Source organism: Cognatilysobacter terrigena (genome assembly GCF_004361065.1).
GTDB classification, from domain to species: Bacteria; Pseudomonadota; Gammaproteobacteria; order Xanthomonadales; family Xanthomonadaceae; genus Cognatilysobacter; species Cognatilysobacter terrigena.
The window spans coordinates 63,855-82,371 of record NZ_SELT01000005.1 but is presented as its reverse complement, the minus strand read 5'-3'; the positions used below and the strand labels follow the sequence as shown (position 1 = coordinate 82,371).

Annotated in this window: 15 protein-coding genes and 1 tRNA gene; 15 read left to right on the top strand and 1 reads right to left on the bottom strand. The window is 66.3% G+C overall.

What is annotated here, in order from left to right:
* The 15 genes from nuoH (at position 1) to pnp (ending at position 16,901) form a co-directional block, all read left to right on the top strand.
* Positions 1 to 1,062 carry an NADH-quinone oxidoreductase subunit NuoH gene (gene nuoH, locus EVS83_RS05125; protein WP_133499946.1) on the top strand — a complete coding sequence of 354 codons (1,062 nt, stop codon included), beginning with the start codon at positions 1 to 3 and terminating at the stop codon, positions 1,060 to 1,062.
* 16 nt (positions 1,063 to 1,078) lie between these two features.
* Positions 1,079 to 1,567 (top strand): NADH-quinone oxidoreductase subunit NuoI, encoded by a 489-nt coding sequence (nuoI, locus tag EVS83_RS05120; protein WP_133499945.1) that lies wholly within the window; start codon positions 1,079 to 1,081, stop codon positions 1,565 to 1,567.
* Between the two features lie 7 nt (positions 1,568 to 1,574).
* Positions 1,575 to 2,213 (top strand): NADH-quinone oxidoreductase subunit J, encoded by a 639-nt coding sequence (locus EVS83_RS05115; RefSeq protein WP_133499944.1) that lies wholly within the window; start codon positions 1,575 to 1,577, stop codon positions 2,211 to 2,213.
* 5 nt (positions 2,214 to 2,218) lie between these two features.
* The gene (nuoK, locus tag EVS83_RS05110) at positions 2,219 to 2,536 is read left to right on the top strand and encodes an NADH-quinone oxidoreductase subunit NuoK (RefSeq protein WP_246022782.1); all 318 of its coding nucleotides are present in this window, start codon (positions 2,219 to 2,221) and stop codon (positions 2,534 to 2,536) included.
* A gap of 13 nt (positions 2,537 to 2,549) precedes the next feature.
* Positions 2,550 to 4,700, top strand: a complete 2,151-nt coding sequence (gene nuoL / locus EVS83_RS05105) for an NADH-quinone oxidoreductase subunit L (RefSeq protein ID WP_133500017.1) — start codon at positions 2,550 to 2,552, stop codon at positions 4,698 to 4,700.
* A gap of 16 nt (positions 4,701 to 4,716) precedes the next feature.
* Positions 4,717 to 6,255, top strand: coding sequence for an NADH-quinone oxidoreductase subunit M (locus EVS83_RS05100; RefSeq protein WP_425456065.1), 1,539 nt, complete (start codon positions 4,717 to 4,719; stop codon positions 6,253 to 6,255).
* A gap of 9 nt (positions 6,256 to 6,264) precedes the next feature.
* Positions 6,265 to 7,719 (top strand): NADH-quinone oxidoreductase subunit NuoN, encoded by a 1,455-nt coding sequence (nuoN, locus tag EVS83_RS05095; protein WP_166636811.1) that lies wholly within the window; start codon positions 6,265 to 6,267, stop codon positions 7,717 to 7,719.
* A gap of 79 nt (positions 7,720 to 7,798) precedes the next feature.
* A tRNA-Met gene (locus tag EVS83_RS05090) sits at positions 7,799 to 7,875 on the top strand.
* 163 nt (positions 7,876 to 8,038) lie between these two features.
* Complete coding sequence (rimP, locus tag EVS83_RS05085) at positions 8,039 to 8,647, top strand: ribosome maturation factor RimP (protein WP_133499942.1); 609 nt, start codon at positions 8,039 to 8,041, stop codon at positions 8,645 to 8,647.
* A 5-nt stretch (positions 8,648 to 8,652) separates the two neighbouring features.
* Positions 8,653 to 10,164 carry a transcription termination factor NusA gene (gene nusA, locus EVS83_RS05080; protein ID WP_133499941.1) on the top strand — a complete coding sequence of 504 codons (1,512 nt, stop codon included), beginning with the start codon at positions 8,653 to 8,655 and terminating at the stop codon, positions 10,162 to 10,164.
* A 122-nt stretch (positions 10,165 to 10,286) separates the two neighbouring features.
* Positions 10,287 to 12,878, top strand: a complete 2,592-nt coding sequence (gene infB / locus EVS83_RS05075; protein ID WP_133499940.1) for a translation initiation factor IF-2 — start codon at positions 10,287 to 10,289, stop codon at positions 12,876 to 12,878.
* A gap of 5 nt (positions 12,879 to 12,883) precedes the next feature.
* Positions 12,884 to 13,261 carry a 30S ribosome-binding factor RbfA gene (rbfA, locus tag EVS83_RS05070; RefSeq protein ID WP_133499939.1) on the top strand — a complete coding sequence of 126 codons (378 nt, stop codon included), beginning with the start codon at positions 12,884 to 12,886 and terminating at the stop codon, positions 13,259 to 13,261.
* A 12-nt stretch (positions 13,262 to 13,273) separates the two neighbouring features.
* Positions 13,274 to 14,257: a tRNA pseudouridine(55) synthase TruB gene (gene truB, locus EVS83_RS05065; protein WP_133499938.1), complete on the top strand. Its 984-nt coding sequence runs from the start codon at positions 13,274 to 13,276 to the stop codon at positions 14,255 to 14,257.
* Positions 14,258 to 14,417: 160 nt separating this feature from the next.
* The gene (gene rpsO, locus EVS83_RS05060) at positions 14,418 to 14,678 is read left to right on the top strand and encodes a 30S ribosomal protein S15 (protein WP_133499937.1); all 261 of its coding nucleotides are present in this window, start codon (positions 14,418 to 14,420) and stop codon (positions 14,676 to 14,678) included.
* A gap of 114 nt (positions 14,679 to 14,792) precedes the next feature.
* Positions 14,793 to 16,901 carry a polyribonucleotide nucleotidyltransferase gene (gene pnp, locus EVS83_RS05055; RefSeq protein ID WP_133499936.1) on the top strand — a complete coding sequence of 703 codons (2,109 nt, stop codon included), beginning with the start codon at positions 14,793 to 14,795 and terminating at the stop codon, positions 16,899 to 16,901.
* A gap of 158 nt (positions 16,902 to 17,059) precedes the next feature.
* Here pnp and EVS83_RS05050 read toward each other — a convergent pair whose 3' ends face one another.
* The gene (locus EVS83_RS05050) at positions 17,060 to 18,517 is read right to left on the bottom strand and encodes a DUF1501 domain-containing protein (RefSeq protein ID WP_133500015.1); all 1,458 of its coding nucleotides are present in this window, start codon (positions 18,515 to 18,517) and stop codon (positions 17,060 to 17,062) included.

The window sequence follows — 18,517 nt, the reverse complement described above, 5'->3', positions numbered from 1 at the left end:
ATGCTGCACGAGCGCATTGACGCGGTGCACGGCTGGTTCGACGGGTTCGGTCCCGCGGGCTCGGTCGCGTGGATCATCCTCAAGATCCTGCTGATCGCCATGCCGGTGATCATCTCGGTCGCGTTCTACGTGGTCTGGGAGCGCAAGCTCATCGGCTGGATGCACGTGCGGCGTGGTCCGATGTACGTCGGCATGGGCGTGCTGCAGGCGTTCGCCGACGTCTTCAAGCTGCTGTTCAAGGAAGTCATCGAGCCCGTGCGCGCCGATAAGGTGCTTTACGTGCTCGCTCCGCTGATCGGCCTGGCGCCGGCCTTCGCCGCCTGGGCGGTCGTCCCGTTCGACACGAAGGTGGTGTTGGCGGACGTCAACGCGGGCCTGCTTTACCTGCTTGCGATGACCTCGCTGGGCGTGTACGGCATCATCCTCGCGGGCTGGGCGTCGAACTCGAAGTACGCATTCCTCGGTGCGATGCGTTCGGCCGCGCAGGTCGTGTCGTACGAGATCGCGATGGGCTTCGCGCTGGTCGGCGTGCTGATCGCTGCGGGCAGCCTCAATCTCTCGGAGATCGTGCGCGCGCAGGCCGGCAACGCCGGGCTGTTCGAGTGGTTCATGTGGCCGCTGCTGCCGCTGTTCGTCGTCTACTTCATTTCGGGCGTGGCGGAAACGAACCGCGCACCGTTCGACGTCGTGGAAGGCGAGTCGGAGATCGTCGCCGGCCACATGGTCGAGTATTCGGGTTCGCAGTTCGCGCTGTTCTTCCTCGCCGAATACGCGAACATGATCCTCGTCAGCTTCCTGACGGCGATCTTCTTCCTCGGTGGCTGGCTGAGCCCGTTCCAGGGCCTCGGCATTCCGCTGCTGTCCGTCGACGGCTGGTGGTGGTTGCTCATCAAGGTGTTCTTCTTCGCCAGCCTCTTCATCTGGTTCCGCGCGTCGTTCCCGCGCTACCGCTACGACCAGATCATGCGACTCGGCTGGAAGGTCTTCATCCCGTTGACCATCGCGTGGATCTGCGTCACCGCGCTGATGGCCTATTACGGCGTCTTCGTGCCCTACAAGTGACGGACGCCCGGACCCCATGAATCGCATCACGTCCTACTTCAAGAGCCTGCTGCTCCTCGAGCTGCTGCAGGGCCTGTGGCTGACGCTGAAGTACCTCTTCAAGCCGAAGTACACGGTCATGTATCCGATGGAGAAGATGCCGCAGTCGCATCGTTTCCGCGGCATCCATGCGCTGCGTCGCTACGCCAACGGCGAAGAGCGCTGCATCGCGTGCAAGCTGTGCGAGGCGGTGTGCCCGGCACTGGCCATCACGATCGATTCGGAGAAGCGCGCGGACGGCACGCGCCGCACGACGCGCTACGACATCGACCTGTTCAAGTGCATCTACTGCGGCTTCTGTGAGGAGTCGTGCCCGGTGGACTCGATCGTCGAGACGCACGTGCTCGAGTACCACTTCGACACGCGCGGCCAGAACATCGTGACCAAGCCGCAGCTGCTGGCGATCGGCGACCGCCTCGAGGCCGAACTCGCCGAACGTCGCGCCGCCGACGCCGCTTTCCGCTGAGGCCGCCATGGACTTCGCGCAGATCGCTTTCCTCCTGTTCGCCGCGACCGCCACGGTCGCCGCGGGCGCCGTCATCACGATGCGCAATCCGGTGCACGCGGTGCTGTGCCTGGTGCTGACGTTCTTCTCGGTCGCCTGCACCTGGATCGTCGCCGGGGCCGAGTTCCTCGGCATCGCGCTGATCCTCGTCTACGTCGGCGCGGTGATGGTGCTCTTCATGTTCGTCGTGATGATGCTCGACATCGACGTCGCGCCGTTGCGCAAGCACTTCGTACGCTTCCTGCCGATCGGCCTGGTGGTCGCGGTGGTCATGCTGGTCGAGATCGTCACGCTCATCGGCGTGCGCGCGAACATGGCGTCGGGCCTGCCGGCGAACGCCGCGGCGAGCACCGACGTGCCGAACACGGTCTGGCTCGCCCGCACGCTCTTCACGGACTTCCTCCTGCCGTTCGAAGTGGCGGCGGTCATCCTCACGATCGCGGTCGTCGCGGCGGTCATGCTGACGCTCCGTCATCGTGGCGGCGTGCGGACGCAGGATCCGTCCTGGCAGGCGCGCGTGCGTGCTTCGGATCGCGTGCGCATGGTGCGCATGGAGGCCGCGCGTCCTGTGAAGGCGCCGACCGAGCCCACCGGAGGTGACGCATGAATCCGATGATGGCGCAGGGCATCACGCTCGGCCACTACCTGGCGCTCGGTGCGGTGCTTTTCTGCATCGCGGTCGCCGGCATCTTCCTCAACCGCCGCAACATCATCGTGCTCCTGATGTCGATCGAGCTGATGCTGCTGTCGGTGAACGTGAATTTCGTCGGGTTTTCCCGGCAACTCGGCGATGCGTCGGGCCAGGTGTTCGTGTTCTTCATCCTGACCGTCGCAGCGGCCGAGGCCGCCATCGGCCTGGCGATCCTCGTCACGCTGTTCCGCAACCGGCGCACGATCAACGTCGCCGAAGTCGATTCGCTGAAGGGTTGATCCGATGCCCGGTGTGGAACACGCCCTCTCCAAGTCCATCCTCGTCGCGATCGTCCTCGCGCCGCTGATCGGCTCGATCGTCGCCGGCCTGTTCGGCCGCAAGATCGGCCGTGCCGGCGCTCATTGGGTGACGATCCTCGGCGTCGCGACCAGCTGCGTGCTGTCGATCAGTGTTCTGTGGTCGCTCGTCGGCCACGGCGCGCCCCCGTTCAACGAGAATCTCTACACCTGGTTCGACATCGGCGGCCTCCAGGCGAACGTCGGCTTCATGGTGGACAAGCTGACCGCGATGATGATGGTGGTGGTCACGTTCGTGTCGCTGCTCGTGCACATCTACACGATCGGCTACATGGAAGAAGATCCGGGCTATCAGCGGTTCTTCAGCTACATCTCGCTGTTCACCTTCTCGATGCTCATGCTGGTCATGAGCAACAACTTCCTCCAGCTGTTCTTCGGCTGGGAAGCGGTGGGTCTGGTGTCGTACCTGCTGATCGGTTTCTGGTTCAAGAAGCCGACCGCGGTGTTCGCGAACCTCAAGGCGTTCCTCGTTAATCGCGTCGGGGACTTCGGCTTCCTGCTGGGTATCGCGCTGGTTCTGTTCGCGTTCGGTTCGCTCGACTACGGCACCGTGTTCGCACGGGCGCCGGTCGCGACCGGCCATCTGCTCGGCGACGTGTTCAACCACCCCGGTGCGACGACCGGCATGTGGTCGTGGTCGGTCATGAGCGTCGCCTGCATCTGCCTCTTTATCGGCGCGATGGGCAAGTCTGCTCAGGTGCCGCTGCACGTCTGGCTGCCGGATTCGATGGAAGGCCCGACGCCGATCTCGGCGCTGATCCATGCCGCGACGATGGTGACGGCCGGCATCTTCATGGTCGCGCGCATGTCGCCGCTGTTCGAGATGAGCCAGACAGCGCTCAACTTCGTGCTGTTCATTGGTGCGACGACGGCGTTCTTCACCGGCCTGATCGGCATGGTGCAGTACGACATTAAGCGCGTCGTCGCGTACTCGACACTGTCGCAGCTGGGTTACATGACGGTCGCGCTGGGCGTCTCGGCATACTCGACGGCCGTGTACCACCTGATGACGCACGCGTTCTTCAAGGCGCTGCTGTTCCTCGCCGCGGGTTCCGTGATCATCGGCATGCACCACGAGCAGGACATGCGGAAGATGGGCGGCCTGCGCAAGTACATGCCCATCACCTACTGGACGAGCCTGATCGGCACGCTCGCGCTCGTCGCGACGCCGTTCTTCAGCGGCTTCTACTCGAAGGACATGATCATCGAGGCCGCGAAGTTCGCGTCGGAGCATCGCGACGGCTGGATTCCCAAGTACGCGTATTGGGCTGTTCTCCTCGGCGCGTTCGTGACGTCGTTCTACAGTTTCCGTCTGCTGTACATGACCTTCCACGGCAAGGAGCGTTTCCGCGACGCTGCACCGTCGGACGCGCACCACAACGTGGACGCGCATGCCGACGGCTCGCAGACGTTGCACGAGCCGCTGCATGACGACGACCATGGTCATCACGATGATCACGGTCACCATGGCCCGGTTGAGCCGCACGAGTCGCCGTGGGTGGTGACGGTGCCGCTGATCGTGCTGGCGATTCCGTCGGCACTCGTCGGCTTCTTCACCGCCGGCCCGATGCTGTTCGGTACGGACTGGACCGGCCACGTGCAGCAGTTCCCGTTCTTCATGGGCGCGATCGACCTGCAGGCCGCGCGCGACACCATGGCGGAGATCGGCAAGGAAGACTGGCACGGCCCGGTCGCGCTGGCGTTGCACGGATTCCTCGCACCCGCGTTCTGGCTGACGCTCGCCGGCTTCCTGCTCGCCACCGCGATGTACCGGTGGAAGCCGGAACTCGCCGCTCGCGCGCGCCGCGCGTTCGCCTGGCCGGTCCGCGTGCTCGAGAACAAGTACGGCTTCGACAATCTCTGGATCGACGGCTTCGCGGGCGGCGGCATCGGCCTGGGTCGCGTGTCCCGAATGTTCGATTCCTTCGTGATCGACGGCGTTGCGGTGAACGGCAGCGCCCGACTGGTCGACGTCGTCGCGCGCGTCACGCGCCGACTTCAATCCGGCTACCTCTACCACTACGCGTTCGCGATGATCGTCGGCCTGATCCTGCTTCTGGCCTTCCTCATCCGCGGCTGGCACTGACCCGAGGGATCGCGACGTGAGCCCCGAGCCCTTGAACGGGACCTTCCCCTTGCTGAGCCTCCTCATCTGGCTGCCGATCCTCACGGGCGTGATCACGCTCGCCTTCGGCAACGCCCGCCCGAACGCTGCGCGGTGGTTCGCCGTCGTCAGCTCCATCGTCGTGCTCGCGCTGACGGTGCCGCTGTTCACCGGTTTCGATTTCTCGAACCCCGGCATGCAGTTCGAGGAGGCGCGCGTCTGGATCGCGTCCTATGACATCCAGTACCACGTCGGCATCGATGGCATCTCGGCGGCGCTCATCGCACTGACGACGTTCACGTCAGTGCTGGTGCTGATCGGCGCATGGGGCTCGGTCGACCAGCGCGTCAGCCAGTACTACGCGGCGTTCCTGATCCTCGAAGGCCTGATGATCGGTGTCTTCGCCGCGCTCGACTCGATGCTCTTCTATGTCTTCTTCGAAGGCATGCTGATCCCGATGTTCCTGATCATCGGCGTCTGGGGCGGCCCGCGTCGCATCTACGCCTCGGTGAAGTTCTTCCTGTACACGGTCCTCGGCTCGCTGTTCATGCTGGTCGGGCTGATCTACCTGCACCTGAAGGGCGGCAGCTGGCAGCTTGCGGACATGTACGCGCTGTCGCTGACGATGAAGGAACAGACCTGGCTGTTCTTCGCGTTCTTCATCGCGTTCGCGGTGAAGGTGCCGATGTTCCCGGTGCACACGTGGTTGCCGGACGCACACGTCGAAGCGCCGACCGCCGGCTCGGTCGTGCTGGCCGCGATCATGTTGAAGATCGGCGGCTACGGTTTCCTGCGTTTCGCGCTGCCGATCGTGCCGGACGCGAGCTGGTCCTGGGCGTGGTTGCCGCTGGCGCTAAGCGTCATCGCGGTGATCTATGTCGGCCTTGTCGCCCTCGTGCAGGACGACATGAAGAAGCTGATCGCGTATTCGTCGATCTCGCACATGGGCTTCGTGACGATCGGTACGTTCATCGCGCTGAGCCTGGTTCGCGAGAACGGCAATGCGACCGGCGCCGAGCTCGGCCTGCAGGGCGCGATGGTGCAGATGATCAGCCACGGCTTCGTGTCGGGCGCGATGTTCAGCTGCGTCGGCGTGCTGTACGACCGCATGCACAGCCGCATGATCAAGGACTACGGCGGCGTCGCGAACGTGATGCCGTGGTTCGCCGCCTTCATGGTGCTCTTCGCGATGGCGAACTCGGGTCTGCCGGGTACGTCGGGTTTCGTGGGCGAGTTCATGGTCATCCTCGCGGCGTTCCAGAAGCACCCGCTGCTCGCCTTCGGTGCGGCGTTCACGCTCATCATCGGCGCCGCGTACACGCTGTGGCTGGTCAAGCGCGTGGTGTGGGGCGAAGTGGGCAATGCGCACGTCGCCGCGCTCACCGACATCAACAAGCGCGAAGGCTTCGTGCTGGGCGCTTTCGCGGTCGGCGTGCTGGTCCTCGGCATCTGGCCCAAGCCTCTCACCGACCTGATGCAGCCTTCGATCGCGCAGCTCGCCAAGCAGATCGAGTCCTCCAAGCTGTCACAGCAGTAAGCCGACGGAATACCGCCGCCCATGATCGCTCCGATGCCCACCGCCGCCGACCTGATGCCACTCCTCCCGGAGATGGTGCTCGTGGGCGCCGCGTTCGCCCTCCTGATGCTCGATCTGTTCCTCGACGAGGGCCGGCGCATCGTGACGCACGCCCTTGCGGTCGTAGCGCTCGTTGCCGTTGCCGGGATGATTGCCGCGGGCGTCGGCGGTCACGGCACGTTCCTCGGCGGCATGTTCGTGCGCGATGTCGCGGCGGACGTGCTGAAGGTCGCCGTGCTGGTGACGTCCGCACTGTCGATGCTCTATCTGTGGCCGTTCCTGCGCGCACGCGAGCTCTATCGCGGTGAAGTCGCGGTGCTGGTGCTGTTCGCGACGCTCGGCATGATGCTGCTCGTGTCGGCCGGCAGCCTGGTGATGATCTATCTCGGCCTCGAAATGCTTGCGCTGTGTTCGTACGCGCTGGTCGCGATCGATCGCGACAGCCCGCTCGCATCGGAAGCGGCTATCAAGTATTTCGTGCTCGGTTCGCTCGCGTCGGGCTTGCTGCTATACGGCATGTCGCTGGTGTACGGCGCGACCGGCACGCTCGACCTCGCACGCATCGCCGACGCGGTCTCGCAGGGGCAGGGCGGCACGATGCTGGTGACGGGTGTGGTCTTCATGCTCGGCGGCGTCGCGTTCAAGTTCGGTGGCGCGCCGTTCCACATGTGGCTGCCCGACGTCTACACCGGTGCGCCGACGCCGATCACGCAGTTCGTGGGTTCGGCGCCGAAGCTCGCCTCGTTCGGCATGGCCTATCGGCTGTTCGAGGTCGGCGCGGGCGGTCTCGACGACAAATGGCGCCTGTTGTTCGCCGTGATCGCCGTGGCATCGCTTGCGATCGGCAACCTCGGGGCGATGGTGCAGGACAACCTCAAGCGCATGCTCGCGTACTCGACGGTGTCGCACGTCGGCTTCCTGTTCATGGGTATCGCGGGTGGCGGTGCGCAGGGCTTCGCGGCCGCGATGTTCTATGCGATCAGCTACGCGTTGATGGCGGTCGCGGCGTTCGGCACGATCGTGGTGATGTCGTCGCGCGGCTTCGAGGCCGATCGCATCGACGACTACAAGGGGCTCAACGCGCGCCATCCGTGGCTCGCCGGCATGGTGCTCTGCGTGATGGCCTCGCTCGCGGGCTTGCCGCCGTTCCTCGGCTTCTGGGCAAAGCTCGCGGTGTTGCGCGCGGCGCTGGACGGCGGCCTCATGTGGCTCGCGATCGTAGGCGTCGTGTTCGCGGTGATCGGCGCGTTCTACTACCTGCGCGTGGTCAAGGCGATGTACTTCGACAGCGCCGATGCGGACGCGCAGCCGGTCGTTGCCGGTCGTCCGCTGCGCATCGTCTTCGCGGTCAATGCATTGGCACTGCTGGGGCTGGGCGTGGCGTGGAGCCCGGTTATGGCCTGGTGCCAGCGCGCGTTCGCCTGAGCGTCAGCCGAATACAGGGTCGGGACGCGCAATTCAGGCTTGCGCGAATAACGTGACACCCATACAATTGTCGGCCTGATGCGGGGTGGAGCAGTCTGGCAGCTCGTCGGGCTCATAACCCGAAGGTCGCAGGTTCAAATCCTGCCCCCGCTACCACATTGATTCGAAGGCAACGCGGTTCGCCGACGAAACAATGCTTGGGCTCGACGGTCGCGGCTCCACGCGATCGACCGACATCCAGCAGCACCGGACAAGGGGCCCAATGGGCCCCTTGTTGTTTTCGGACGCGGCGAATGCCGCCCGGAGCGGAGTAGAGCGCATGGCGGACAAAGCCACCCAGATCACCGGACTTCTCGCACCGACTGTTGAGGCCTTGGGCCTCGAGCTCATCGGTGTCGAATACCTGCCCGCGCCGGGCAGCGCGGTGCTGCGCCTGTACATCGACGTGCCGGAAGCGGAGGCTGCGAACGGCCGGATGGTCGGTATCGAAGACTGCGAGAGCGTGAGCCGCGAAGTGTCGGCGCAGCTCGACGTCGAGGATCCGATCAGCGTGCACTACACGCTGGAAGTGTCGTCGCCCGGCGTCGATCGCCCGCTGTTCACCGCCGCGCAGTTCGCGCGCTTCGTCGGTGGGGAAGCGAAGGTCACGCTGAAGTTGCCCCAGGACGGTCGTCGTCGCCTGCAGGGCCGCATCGTCGCCGTCGAAGGCGACGTTGTACGTATGGAGGTCGAAGGCCTGGGCGGTCAGCCGCTCGCCATCGACGTCGCGATCGGCAATGTCGAAAAGGCGCGCCTGGTGCCCGATTGGGTCGCCCTGGGCTTCGCGCCGCAGAAGGAATCGAAGGGCCGGGGCGGCAAGGCCGCCAAGGCGCCGAAGAAGAACACCCAACCTAAGCCGGCGGGCTCCAACCCGTCCGAGGCGGAGTAATCGAGATGAGCAAGGAACTTCTGATGGTCGTGGACGCGGTCGCGAACGAGAAGGGCGTCCCGCGCGACGTCATTTTCGAAGCGATCGAAGCCGCGCTCGCGTCCGCCGCGAAGAAGCGCTACCACGACGAGGACGTGCTCGTGCGCGTCTCGATCGACCGCAAGGACGGCAGCTACGAGACCTTCCGCCGCATGGAAGTGGTGGCCGACGACGTCGTCATGGAGTCGCCGGATCGCCAGATCCGCCTGATGGACGCGGTCGACGAAGTCGAGGGCGTGGAAGTCGGCGACTTCATCGAGGAGCAGGTCGAGAACGCCGAATTCGGCCGCATCGCCGCGCAGGCCGCGAAGCAGGTCATCGTGCAGAAGGTGCGCGAGGCCGAGCGCCAGCAGGTCATCGATGCGTGGAAGGATCGCGTCGGCGAGCTGGTGACCGGCATCGTCAAGCGCGTCGAGCGCGGCAACATCTATGTCGACCTTGGCGGCAACGCCGAAGCGATCATCCCGAAGGACAAGGGCATTCCGCGCGACGTGCTGCGCACCGGCGACCGCGTGCGCGGTTTCCTGTACGACGTGCGCCCGGAGCCGCGCGGCCCGCAGATCTTCATCAGCCGCGCCGCGCCCGAATTCATGATGGAGCTGTTCAAGCTCGAAGTGCCGGAAGTCGGCCAGGGCCTCGTCACGATCCGCGCCTGTGCGCGTGATCCGGGCGACCGCGCGAAGATCGCGGTGCTCGCGCACGACAACCGCACCGATCCGATCGGCGCCTGCATCGGCATGCGCGGCTCGCGCGTGCAGGCCGTGAGCAACGAGCTCAACGGTGAGCGCGTCGACATCATCCTGTGGTCGGACAACCCGGCGCAGTTCGTGATCAACGCGATGGCGCCGGCGGAAGTGCAGTCGATCGTCGTCGATGAGGACAAGCATTCGATGGACCTCGCCGTCGCCGAAGAGCGCCTGGCGCAGGCGATCGGCAAGGGCGGCCAGAACGTGCGCCTCGCCAGCCGCCTGACGGGCTGGCAGCTCAACGTCATGACGGCCGACCAGGTGCAGGCGAAGAGCGAGGCCGAGCAGGCCGCGTCGCGCCAGCTGTTCCAGGACAAGCTCGAAGTCGACGAAGAGATCGCGAGCATCCTGGTGTCGGAAGGCTTCAACACGGTCGAGGAAATCGCGTACGTCCCGGTCGGCGAACTGCTCGCCATCGAGGGCTTCGACGAGGACATCGTGGAAGAGCTGCGTTCGCGTGCCCGCGACTCGCTGCTCAACGACGCGTTGGCCGAGGAAGAGTCGCTGGAAGGCCAGATGCCGGCCGACGACCTGCTCGCGCTGGATGGCATGGACGAAGCCACCGCGCACGCGCTCGCCGCCAACGGCATTCGCACCAGCGAGGACCTGTCCGAGCTGGGCGCCGACGAGGTCGCGGAGTTCGGCATCGAGGGTCTGGACGAGGAGCGCGCCGCGGCGCTGATCCTTGCCGCCCGCGCCGAAGAGATCGCCCGCCTGGAACGCGGCGGCTAAGCGGCTGCGCAGGCCGCCGGCCCGGGTCCGGCGGTCGCCCCGGTGACGGGGCGGCGGAACGCCCGAGCTAGAATTCAACGGATACGCCCGGCTTCGGCCGCGCAACGAGAAACGGAAACCGAATGTCGCAGCAAACCACGATTCGCAAGCTCGCCGAACTGGTCAATACGCCGGTCGAGAAGCTGCTGGAACAGCTGGCGGAAGCCGGCATGGCGTTCAGCGGCCCCGATCAGGTCGTGACCAGCATCGAAAAGGTGAAGCTGCTCGGCTTCCTGAAGCGTGCGCACGGCAAGAGCGACGGCGCGGCCGCTGAAGTCGACGCGCCCAAGAAGATCACGCTCAACCGCAGCCGCAAGCAGGAAATCACCGTCGGCGGCGGCAAGGCGAAGCAGACGGTCGACGTCGTCGTCCGCAAGAAGGTCACGCTCGTGCGTCCGGATGCGAACGCAGCCGGCGGCGCGGGCGGCGAGACCGACGAGCGTGCCGAGATCCTGCGCAAGCTCGAGGAATCGCGTCAGCGCAACCTCGACGAGCAGCAGCGCCTCGCCGAGTCGGACCGTCGTCGCGCCGAGGAAATCGAGCGCACGCGCCTGGAGGCCGAAGCCGCCGAGCGCGCGCGCCTCGAAGCCGAGCGCGAGAAGCAGGCCGCGGCTGAAGTCGAAACCGAGACGCGTCGTCCGACCGGCGGTCATGGCCGTCCGGCGCCGCGTGCGGCCGAGCCGGCGCGCGCGCCGTCGCATGCACCGGCCCACAAGACCCGCGGCTCGCACGCGATGGTCGCGGGCGTCGAGGACGACGACCGCGCCAGCCGCTTTGCCGGCCAGATGCACCTCAGCGCCGCCGACCGCGCGCGTCGCGGTGCGGGCGGTCGCGGCAAGCCGGGTGGCAAGCCGCAGCGTCGCCAGCCGGACCAGAGCCGTACCGGTACCGGCTTCCAGCGCCCGACCGCACCGGTGCGGCGTGAAGTGGCGATCGGCGAGACCGTCACGGTCGCCGAGCTCGCGCAGAAGCTCGCACTCAAGGGTGGCGACGTCGTCAAGGCGCTCTTCAAGATGGGCGTGATGGCCACGATCAACCAGACCATCGACCACGACACCGCCGTGCTCGTGACCGAGGAGCTGGGCCACACGGCCATTCGCGCCGATGACACGACGGCGGAAGACCTGCTCATCGCGCACGTCGAGGAGACGCAGGGCGAGCGCGTGCCGCGTCCGCCGGTCGTCACGATCATGGGTCACGTCGACCACGGCAAGACATCGCTGCTCGACTACATCCGTCGCACGAAGGTCGCGTCGGGCGAAGCCGGTGGCATCACGCAGCACATCGGCGCGTACCACGTCGAAACGCCGAAGGGCGTCATCAGCTTCCTCGACACCCCGGGCCACGCCGCGTTCTCGGCGATGCGCGCGCGCGGTGCGAAGCTGACCGACGTCGTGGTGCTGGTGGTCGCGGCCGACGACGGCGTCATGCCGCAGACGATCGAAGCGATCCAGCACGCGAAGTCCGCGGGCGTTCCGCTGGTCGTCGCGATCAACAAGATCGACAAGTCCGACGCCGACCCGAGCCGCGTCAAGAACGAACTGCTCGCGCACGACATCGTGGCCGAAGAGTTCGGTGGCGACACGCAGATGGTCGAGCTCTCCGCCAAGACGGGTGCGGGCGTCGACGATCTGCTCGATGCGCTGAGCCTGCAGGCCGAAGTGCTGGAGCTGCGTGCGGTGCCGACCGGTCGTGCGACCGGCGTCGTCATCGAGTCGTCGCTCGACAAGGGCCGTGGCCCGGTCGCGACGCTGCTCGTGCAGTCGGGCGAGCTGCAGAAGGGTGACTACGTGGTCTGCGGCGTGCAGTACGGCCGCGTGCGTGCACTGTTCGACGAGAACGGCCAGCAGGTGCAGTCGGCGGGTCCGTCCATTCCGGTGCAGGTGCTCGGTCTGTCGGGCGTGCCGGATGCGGGCGACGATCTGGTCGTCGTCGAGGACGAACGCCTCGCGAAGGACGTCGCGCAGCAGCGTGACGCCAAGCGTCGCGAGCATCGCCTCGTCGCGCAGACCGGCAACCGCATGGAAGACATCCTCGCGCAGATGGGCGAGGGCGCCGGCCAGCTCACGCTCAACCTCGTCGTCAAGGCGGACGTACAGGGTTCGGTGCAGGCGCTTCGCGATGCGCTGACCGGCCTGTCCAACGAGCAGATCCGCATCAACGTGATCGGTTCGGGCGTCGGCGGCATCACCGAGTCGGATGCACAGCTCGCGGCGACGTCGAAGGCCACGGTGATCGGCTTCAACGTCCGTGCCGATGCGTCGGCGCGCAAGGTCATCGAGAACCAGGGCGTCGACCTGCGCTATTTCTCGATCATCTACGACGTCATCGACCAGGTGAAGCAGATCGCCTCGGGCGTGCTCGGCAAGGAGATCCGCGAGGAGATCATCGGTACGGCCGAGGTGCGCGACGTGTTCCGATCGTCGAAGTTCGGCGCGGTCGCGGGTTGCATGGTGGTCGAGGGCGTGGTCAAGCGCAGCAAGCCGATCCGCGTGCTGCGCCAGCAGACGGTCATCTTCGAAGGCGAGCTCGAGTCGCTGCGTCGCTTCAAGGAGAACGTCGACGAAGTGCGCCAGGGCACCGAATGCGGTATCGGCGTCAAGGCGTACAACGACATCAAGCCGGGCGACCAGATCGAATGCTTCGAGCGCATCGAGGTCCAGCGCACGCTGTAATCGACATGCCTTCGAAGAGCTTCCATCGCACCGATCGCGTTTCCGCCCAGCTCCGTCGCGAGCTGGGCACGCTCGTGCACGAGGCCGTGCGCGAGCTCGGGCTTCCGTCGGTGAGCGTGTCCGACGTCGAAGTGACGCGCGACATGGCGCACGCCAAGGTGTTCGTCACTGCGCTGCAACCCGAGCGCTCGCAGGAGGCCATCAAGGGTCTGCGCGATGCGGCGAAGGAAATCCGTTACGAGCTCGCGCGCGCGGTGAAGTTGCGCCACGTGCCGGAGCTGCATTTCGTCTACGACGAGTCGCTCGATCGTGGCGAGAAGATCGACCGCCTGCTCGATCAGGTGCGTCCGCGTGGCGAGGCCGGCGACGACGTCGCGGGCTGACGCGGCGTCGCCATGAAGTCGCGAACGCGTTTCCGTCGTCTCGACGGCATCCTGCTGCTCGACAAGCCGTCGGGCATGAGCTCGAACCAGGCGCTGCAGCGCGTCCGTCTTCTCTTTCGAGCGGAGAAGGCCGGCCATACCGGCAGTCTCGATCCGCTCGCCACCGGCCTGCTGCCGGTGTGCTTCGGCGAGGCGACGAAGATCGCCGGGCTTCTGCTCGGCGCGCATAAGGCGTACGAGACGACAGCGCGCCTCGGCCTCACCACCGACACGGACGATGCCGACGGCGTCGCACTGCGCGGGCGGCCCGTGCCTGCACTCGACGACGCCACCATCGACGCCGCGATGTCCTCGTTGCGCGGTCGCATCCGCCAGCGCGCGCCGATCTATTCCGCGCTGAAGCAGGGCGGTGAGCCGTTGTATGCACGTGCCCGCCGCGGCGAGGCGGTCGAGGCGCCGGAACGCGACGTGGATGTCGCTTCCTTCCAGCTCACCGGCCGCGATGGTGACGAGCTTCGGCTGTCGGTCGAATGCGGCTCCGGTACCTACGTGCGCAGCTTGGTTCGGGACCTCGGCGAGTCGCTGGGCTGCGGCGCGCATGTCACCTCGCTGCGGCGTCTGTGGGTCGACCCCTTCCGGACGCCGCGCATGTGGACGCTCGACGCGCTGCAGGCGCTGGCGGCCGCCGACGAAGCGGCCTTGGACGCCTCGTTGATCTCCATTGAAGACGGGCTGGCCCATCGAGTCCGCGTCGATCTCGACGCCGAGGCCAGCCGCCGCTTCGGCTACGGGCAATCCGTCGCTTTGCCCGCGGGAGCTGCCGCCCCCGTCGCAAATCGGTCCGACGCAGCCGCATCGAGCGCCGCGAGCCATGGCGATGCCGATCTGGTCGTCGTCGCAGGAACCGGCGCCCGTGTGCTCGGCCTGGCGACGATCGACGGCGGCCGCCTGCGACCACAGCGGCTTTTCAGCTGGGCGTCCGAGCCCGCCGCTTAGCGGCGCGGTGCTGTTCACCTTGTTGGGGTCCAGCCCCGCGGCTACAATACGCGCGCCCTTTCGGGCACCCCTTCTTTTCACCCGACGGACCAGGCGGTGCGTCGGCGCGGTAGTTCCGTCGCCGAGCGTCTCTGCAGGTTCCGCGTCTCAAGGAAAAACGATGTCTATCGATACCTCCAAGGTCATTGGCGAGCACGCCCGCGGCACGAACGACACGGGCTCGCCGGAAGTGCAGGTCGCCCTGCTCACCGCGCGCATCGAGCAGCTGACCGAGCACTTCAAGATTCACAAGCAGGACCACCACTCGCGTCGCGGCCTGCTGCAGATGGTCAACCGCCGCCGCAGCCTGCTGGACTACCTGAAGCGCAAAGACAACGAGCGCTACAAGGCCCTGATCGAGAAGCTCGGTCTGCGCCGCTAAAGAATCACCGACCGCGGCGCAGCGATGCGCCGCGGTTCGTTTTTGGGCAACGAAAGCAGTACGGCCGGGGCAGGGGCTCCGGACGAAACCAAGCGATCCAAGGAATTACACAACGTGGCGAAAATTACCAAGACCTTCCAGTACGGCGCCCATCAGGTCACGCTCGAGACTGGCGAAATTGCCCGCCAGGCGGGCGGCGCCGTCATCGTGAAGATGGACGACACCGTGGTGCTCGTTGCGGCCGTTGCCGCCAAGACGGCACGCGAAGGCCAGGACTTCTTCCCGCTCACCGTCGACTACCAGGAGAAGTTCTACGCCGGTGGCCGCATCCCGGGCGGCTTCTTCAAGCGCGAAGGCCGCGCGACGGAGAAGGAAACGCTGACGTCGCGACTGATCGACCGTCCGATCCGTCCGCTCTTCCCGGAAGAGTTCAAGAACGAAGTCCAGATTATCGCCACGGTGGTCTCGCTCAACCCGGAAATCGACGGTGACATCCCGGCGATGATTGGTGCGTCCGCTGCGCTGGCGCTGACCGGTGCACCGTTCCAGGGCCCGATCGCAGCCGCCAAGGTCGGCTACATCAACGGCCAGTACGTGCTCAACCCGACCACGTCGCAACTGAAGGAATCGCAGCTCGAGCTCGTCGTCGCCGGCACCAAGGACGCCGTGCTGATGGTCGAATCCGAAGCCGACGTGCTGTCGGAAGACGTGATGCTGGGCGCGGTGATGTTCGGCCACCAGGCGCAGCAGGTCGCAATCAATGCGATCAACGAGCTGGTGCGCGACGCCGGCACGCAGCCTTGGGACTGGCAGCCGCCGGCCAAGAACGAGTCGATGATCGACGCGCTGCGCAATGCGATCGGTGATCGCCTCGGCGCCGCGTACCAGGTCGTCAACACGGCCGACCGCCGCGCGTCGATCCAGACGCTCAAGAAGGCCGCGCTCGAGATGCTGCAGCCGCACGTCGAAGCCAACGGTTGGAACGTGGGCGACGTGTCGAAGGAATTCGGCGAGCAGGAATATCAGACGATGCGCCAGTCGGTGCTGCGCACGCGCAAGCGCATCGACGGCCGCGACCTGACGACGGTCCGTCCGATCGACTGCAAGATCGGCGTGCTGCCGCGTACGCACGGCTCCGCGCTGTTCACGCGCGGCGAGACGCAGGCGCTGGTCATCGCGACCCTCGGCACCGCGCGCGACGGCCAGATCATCGACGCCGTGTCGGGCGAGTACAAGGAACACTTCCTGTTCCACTACAACTTCCCGCCGTACTCGGTGGGCGAGACCGGCCGCATGATGGGCCCGAAGCGTCGCGAGATCGGCCATGGCCGTCTTGCCAAGCGCGGCATCCTCGCCGTCATGCCGACGATGGAAGAGTTCCCGTACACGGTTCGCGTCGTGTCGGAGATCACCGAGTCGAACGGTTCGTCGTCCATGGCGTCGGTCTGCGGTTCGTCGCTGGCGCTGATGGATGCGGGCGTCCCGATCAAGGCGCCGGTCGCGGGCATCGCGATGGGCCTGATCAAGGAAGGCAACGACTTCGCCGTGCTGTCCGACATCCTCGGTGACGAAGATCACCTCGGCGACATGGACTTCAAGGTCGCCGGTACGTCGGAAGGCATCACCGCCCTGCAGATGGACATCAAGATCCAGGGCATCACCGAAGAGATCATGAAGGTCGCGCTCGCGCAGGCGAAGGAAGGCCGTCTGCACATCCTCGGCGAGATGGCGAAGGCGATCACGACCGCGCGCACGGAGCTCTCCGAGTACGCGCCGCGCCTGCTCACCATGAAGATCCACCCGGACAAGATCCGCGAAGTGATCGGCAAGGGTGGCGCGACGATCCAGTCGATCACCAAGGAAACCGGTACGCAGATCGACATCCAGGACGACGGCACGATCGTCATCGCTTCGGTCAACGCCGCCGCCGCGCAAGCCGCGAAGGCGCGCATCGACCAGATCGTCTCGGACGTCGAGCCGGGCCGCATCTACGAAGGCAAGGTCGCGAAGATCATGGACTTCGGTGCGTTCGTCACGATCCTGCCCGGCAAGGACGGCCTGGTGCACGTGTCGCAGATCTCCAACGAGCGCGTCGAGAAGGTGTCCGACAAGCTCAAGGAAGGCGACGTGGTGAAGGTCAAGGTGCTGGAAGTCGACAAGCAGGGCCGCATCCGCCTGTCGATGAATGCCGTCGAGGAAGGCGAGGGCACGCCGGCGGCGTAAGCGCGGCGGTCATTGCTGGATTCTGAAGAAGCGGGCTTCGGCCCGCTTTTTCTTTGTCGGTCGCTGCGCCCGCCACATGCGCGCCGCGCACACCTCGATACCGGCGCAAACGAAAAGAGCGGGCAATGCCCGCTCTTCTCATGTGCAACTTCGAACGATCAGAGCATGCGACGCAGGATCTGGTCGCGCACCGAGCCACCGCGTGCACGCAGCGCCTGTTCGATCGCGATGTCCTGTTCGCTCTGTTGCGGCGTCGCCGCCATCGCGGACGAGCTCGCCTTCATCGGCGCCATCGCGGCGGTCATGTCGGTGCCCTGCATGATGCCGAGCGGCGTGTGCCCCGAATAGCCGGGGAAGATCGTCGACAGGTTGTTATTGCCCATGCGGCGGATGAGGATTTCCGAGACGACGCGCCGGTAGTCGGTGGTCACCGGCAAGTCGCCGTTCGCCGCGGCGACCACGGTGTCGGTGAGGCCCGGCCACTGGCCGTAGAGACGCCGGCCGTTCACTGCGCCGCCCATCACGAGCATGGGATTGCCGTAGCCGTGATCGGTGCCGCCCGCGGCGTTCTGGCGGATGCGACGTCCGAATTCGGACATCACGACCGTTGTCACGCGCCCCGCGTTGCCGTTCGCTTCGAGCTCCGCCTGAAACGCCGACAGCGCCTGCGAGAGTTCCGCGATCTTGTTCTGGTAGTAGTGATAGCCCGAGCCCGCGGTGCCCTGGGCGTCGTGCGTGTCCCAGCCGCCGAGGTCGACGGCCGCGTAGCGCAGGCCGATGCCGAACTTGATCGATTGCGCGACCGTCCACAGCTCCTGCGCGATCTGCGTCGTCGGCCACGTCGTTGGGAGCGCGCCGTAGGGCTGCGCCGCGACGACGCGCAGCGCCGTCTCCGCAAGCGCCCCGTTGCCTTCGAGCGCGGTCTGTCCGCCCCACATCTGCTTGAGCGTTTCCTGCATGCCGACGAGGCCCGCAGGCGAATCCGAGCGCGTCTTCATCCACGCCCAGGCGCCGAGGTTGAGCTGGAAGTCCGACGGGCTCTCCATCGTGATCGCGCGCGTCGTGCCGTTGAGCGACACCGGCTCGCGCGGCATGCAGGCCAGCGCGGCCATGCTCGCGTTCGCAACGCCTGTCTGCGTCGACACCGCGCGCGCCATCCAGCCCGTGTTGAGCCCGCGCGCGACGCCCTGTTCGATCGCCATCTGCGCGTCGAAGTGGCTGCGCGACGCGGAGGTCGTGAGGCCGGCGGCGTGCACGACCGCGAGCCGGCTCGCATTCCACAGATCGCGCAGGCCGCTCGCGGACGGATGCAGGCCGAAGCTGCTCGCGCTGCCGTCGGCATACGTCAGCGGCAATGCGCCGTAGGTGCCGCTCGCCGCGATGTTGAGGTTGGGGCGCACCGATTCGTAATAGACGCGGTCGCTGCTGCCGAGCGGGACGACGAAGTTGAGGCCGTCCATCGCGCCGCGCAGGAACAGCATGACGACGACATCGCCATCCGTGCCCGCGGCATGCGCTTCGTTGCCGAACATGAGGCGCGGGCCGATCGCGGTGGCCGCGGCGGTCGCGCAGACGCCCTTGAGGAACTGACGACGGCTGAATCGTGTGGTGTGCAT

What these genes read in the sequence shown, in the direction of transcription:
- truB (WP_133499938.1), top strand. Translation starts at nt 13,274, where the DNA reads ATGAAGTCGCGAACGCGTTTCCGTCGTCTCGACGGCATCCTGCTGCTC.
- nuoI (WP_133499945.1), top strand. Translation starts at nt 1,079, where the DNA reads ATGAATCGCATCACGTCCTACTTCAAGAGCCTGCTGCTCCTCGAGCTG.
- rbfA (WP_133499939.1), top strand. Translation starts at nt 12,884, where the DNA reads ATGCCTTCGAAGAGCTTCCATCGCACCGATCGCGTTTCCGCCCAGCTC.
- EVS83_RS05050 (WP_133500015.1), bottom strand. Translation starts at nt 18,517, where the DNA reads ATGCACACCACACGATTCAGCCGTCGTCAGTTCCTCAAGGGCGTCTGC.
- nuoH (WP_133499946.1), top strand. Translation starts at nt 1, where the DNA reads ATGCTGCACGAGCGCATTGACGCGGTGCACGGCTGGTTCGACGGGTTC.
- EVS83_RS05115 (WP_133499944.1), top strand. Translation starts at nt 1,575, where the DNA reads ATGGACTTCGCGCAGATCGCTTTCCTCCTGTTCGCCGCGACCGCCACG.
- rpsO (WP_133499937.1), top strand. Translation starts at nt 14,418, where the DNA reads ATGTCTATCGATACCTCCAAGGTCATTGGCGAGCACGCCCGCGGCACG.
- rimP (WP_133499942.1), top strand. Translation starts at nt 8,039, where the DNA reads ATGGCGGACAAAGCCACCCAGATCACCGGACTTCTCGCACCGACTGTT.
- nuoK (WP_246022782.1), top strand. Translation starts at nt 2,219, where the DNA reads ATGATGGCGCAGGGCATCACGCTCGGCCACTACCTGGCGCTCGGTGCG.
- infB (WP_133499940.1), top strand. Translation starts at nt 10,287, where the DNA reads ATGTCGCAGCAAACCACGATTCGCAAGCTCGCCGAACTGGTCAATACG.
- nusA (WP_133499941.1), top strand. Translation starts at nt 8,653, where the DNA reads ATGAGCAAGGAACTTCTGATGGTCGTGGACGCGGTCGCGAACGAGAAG.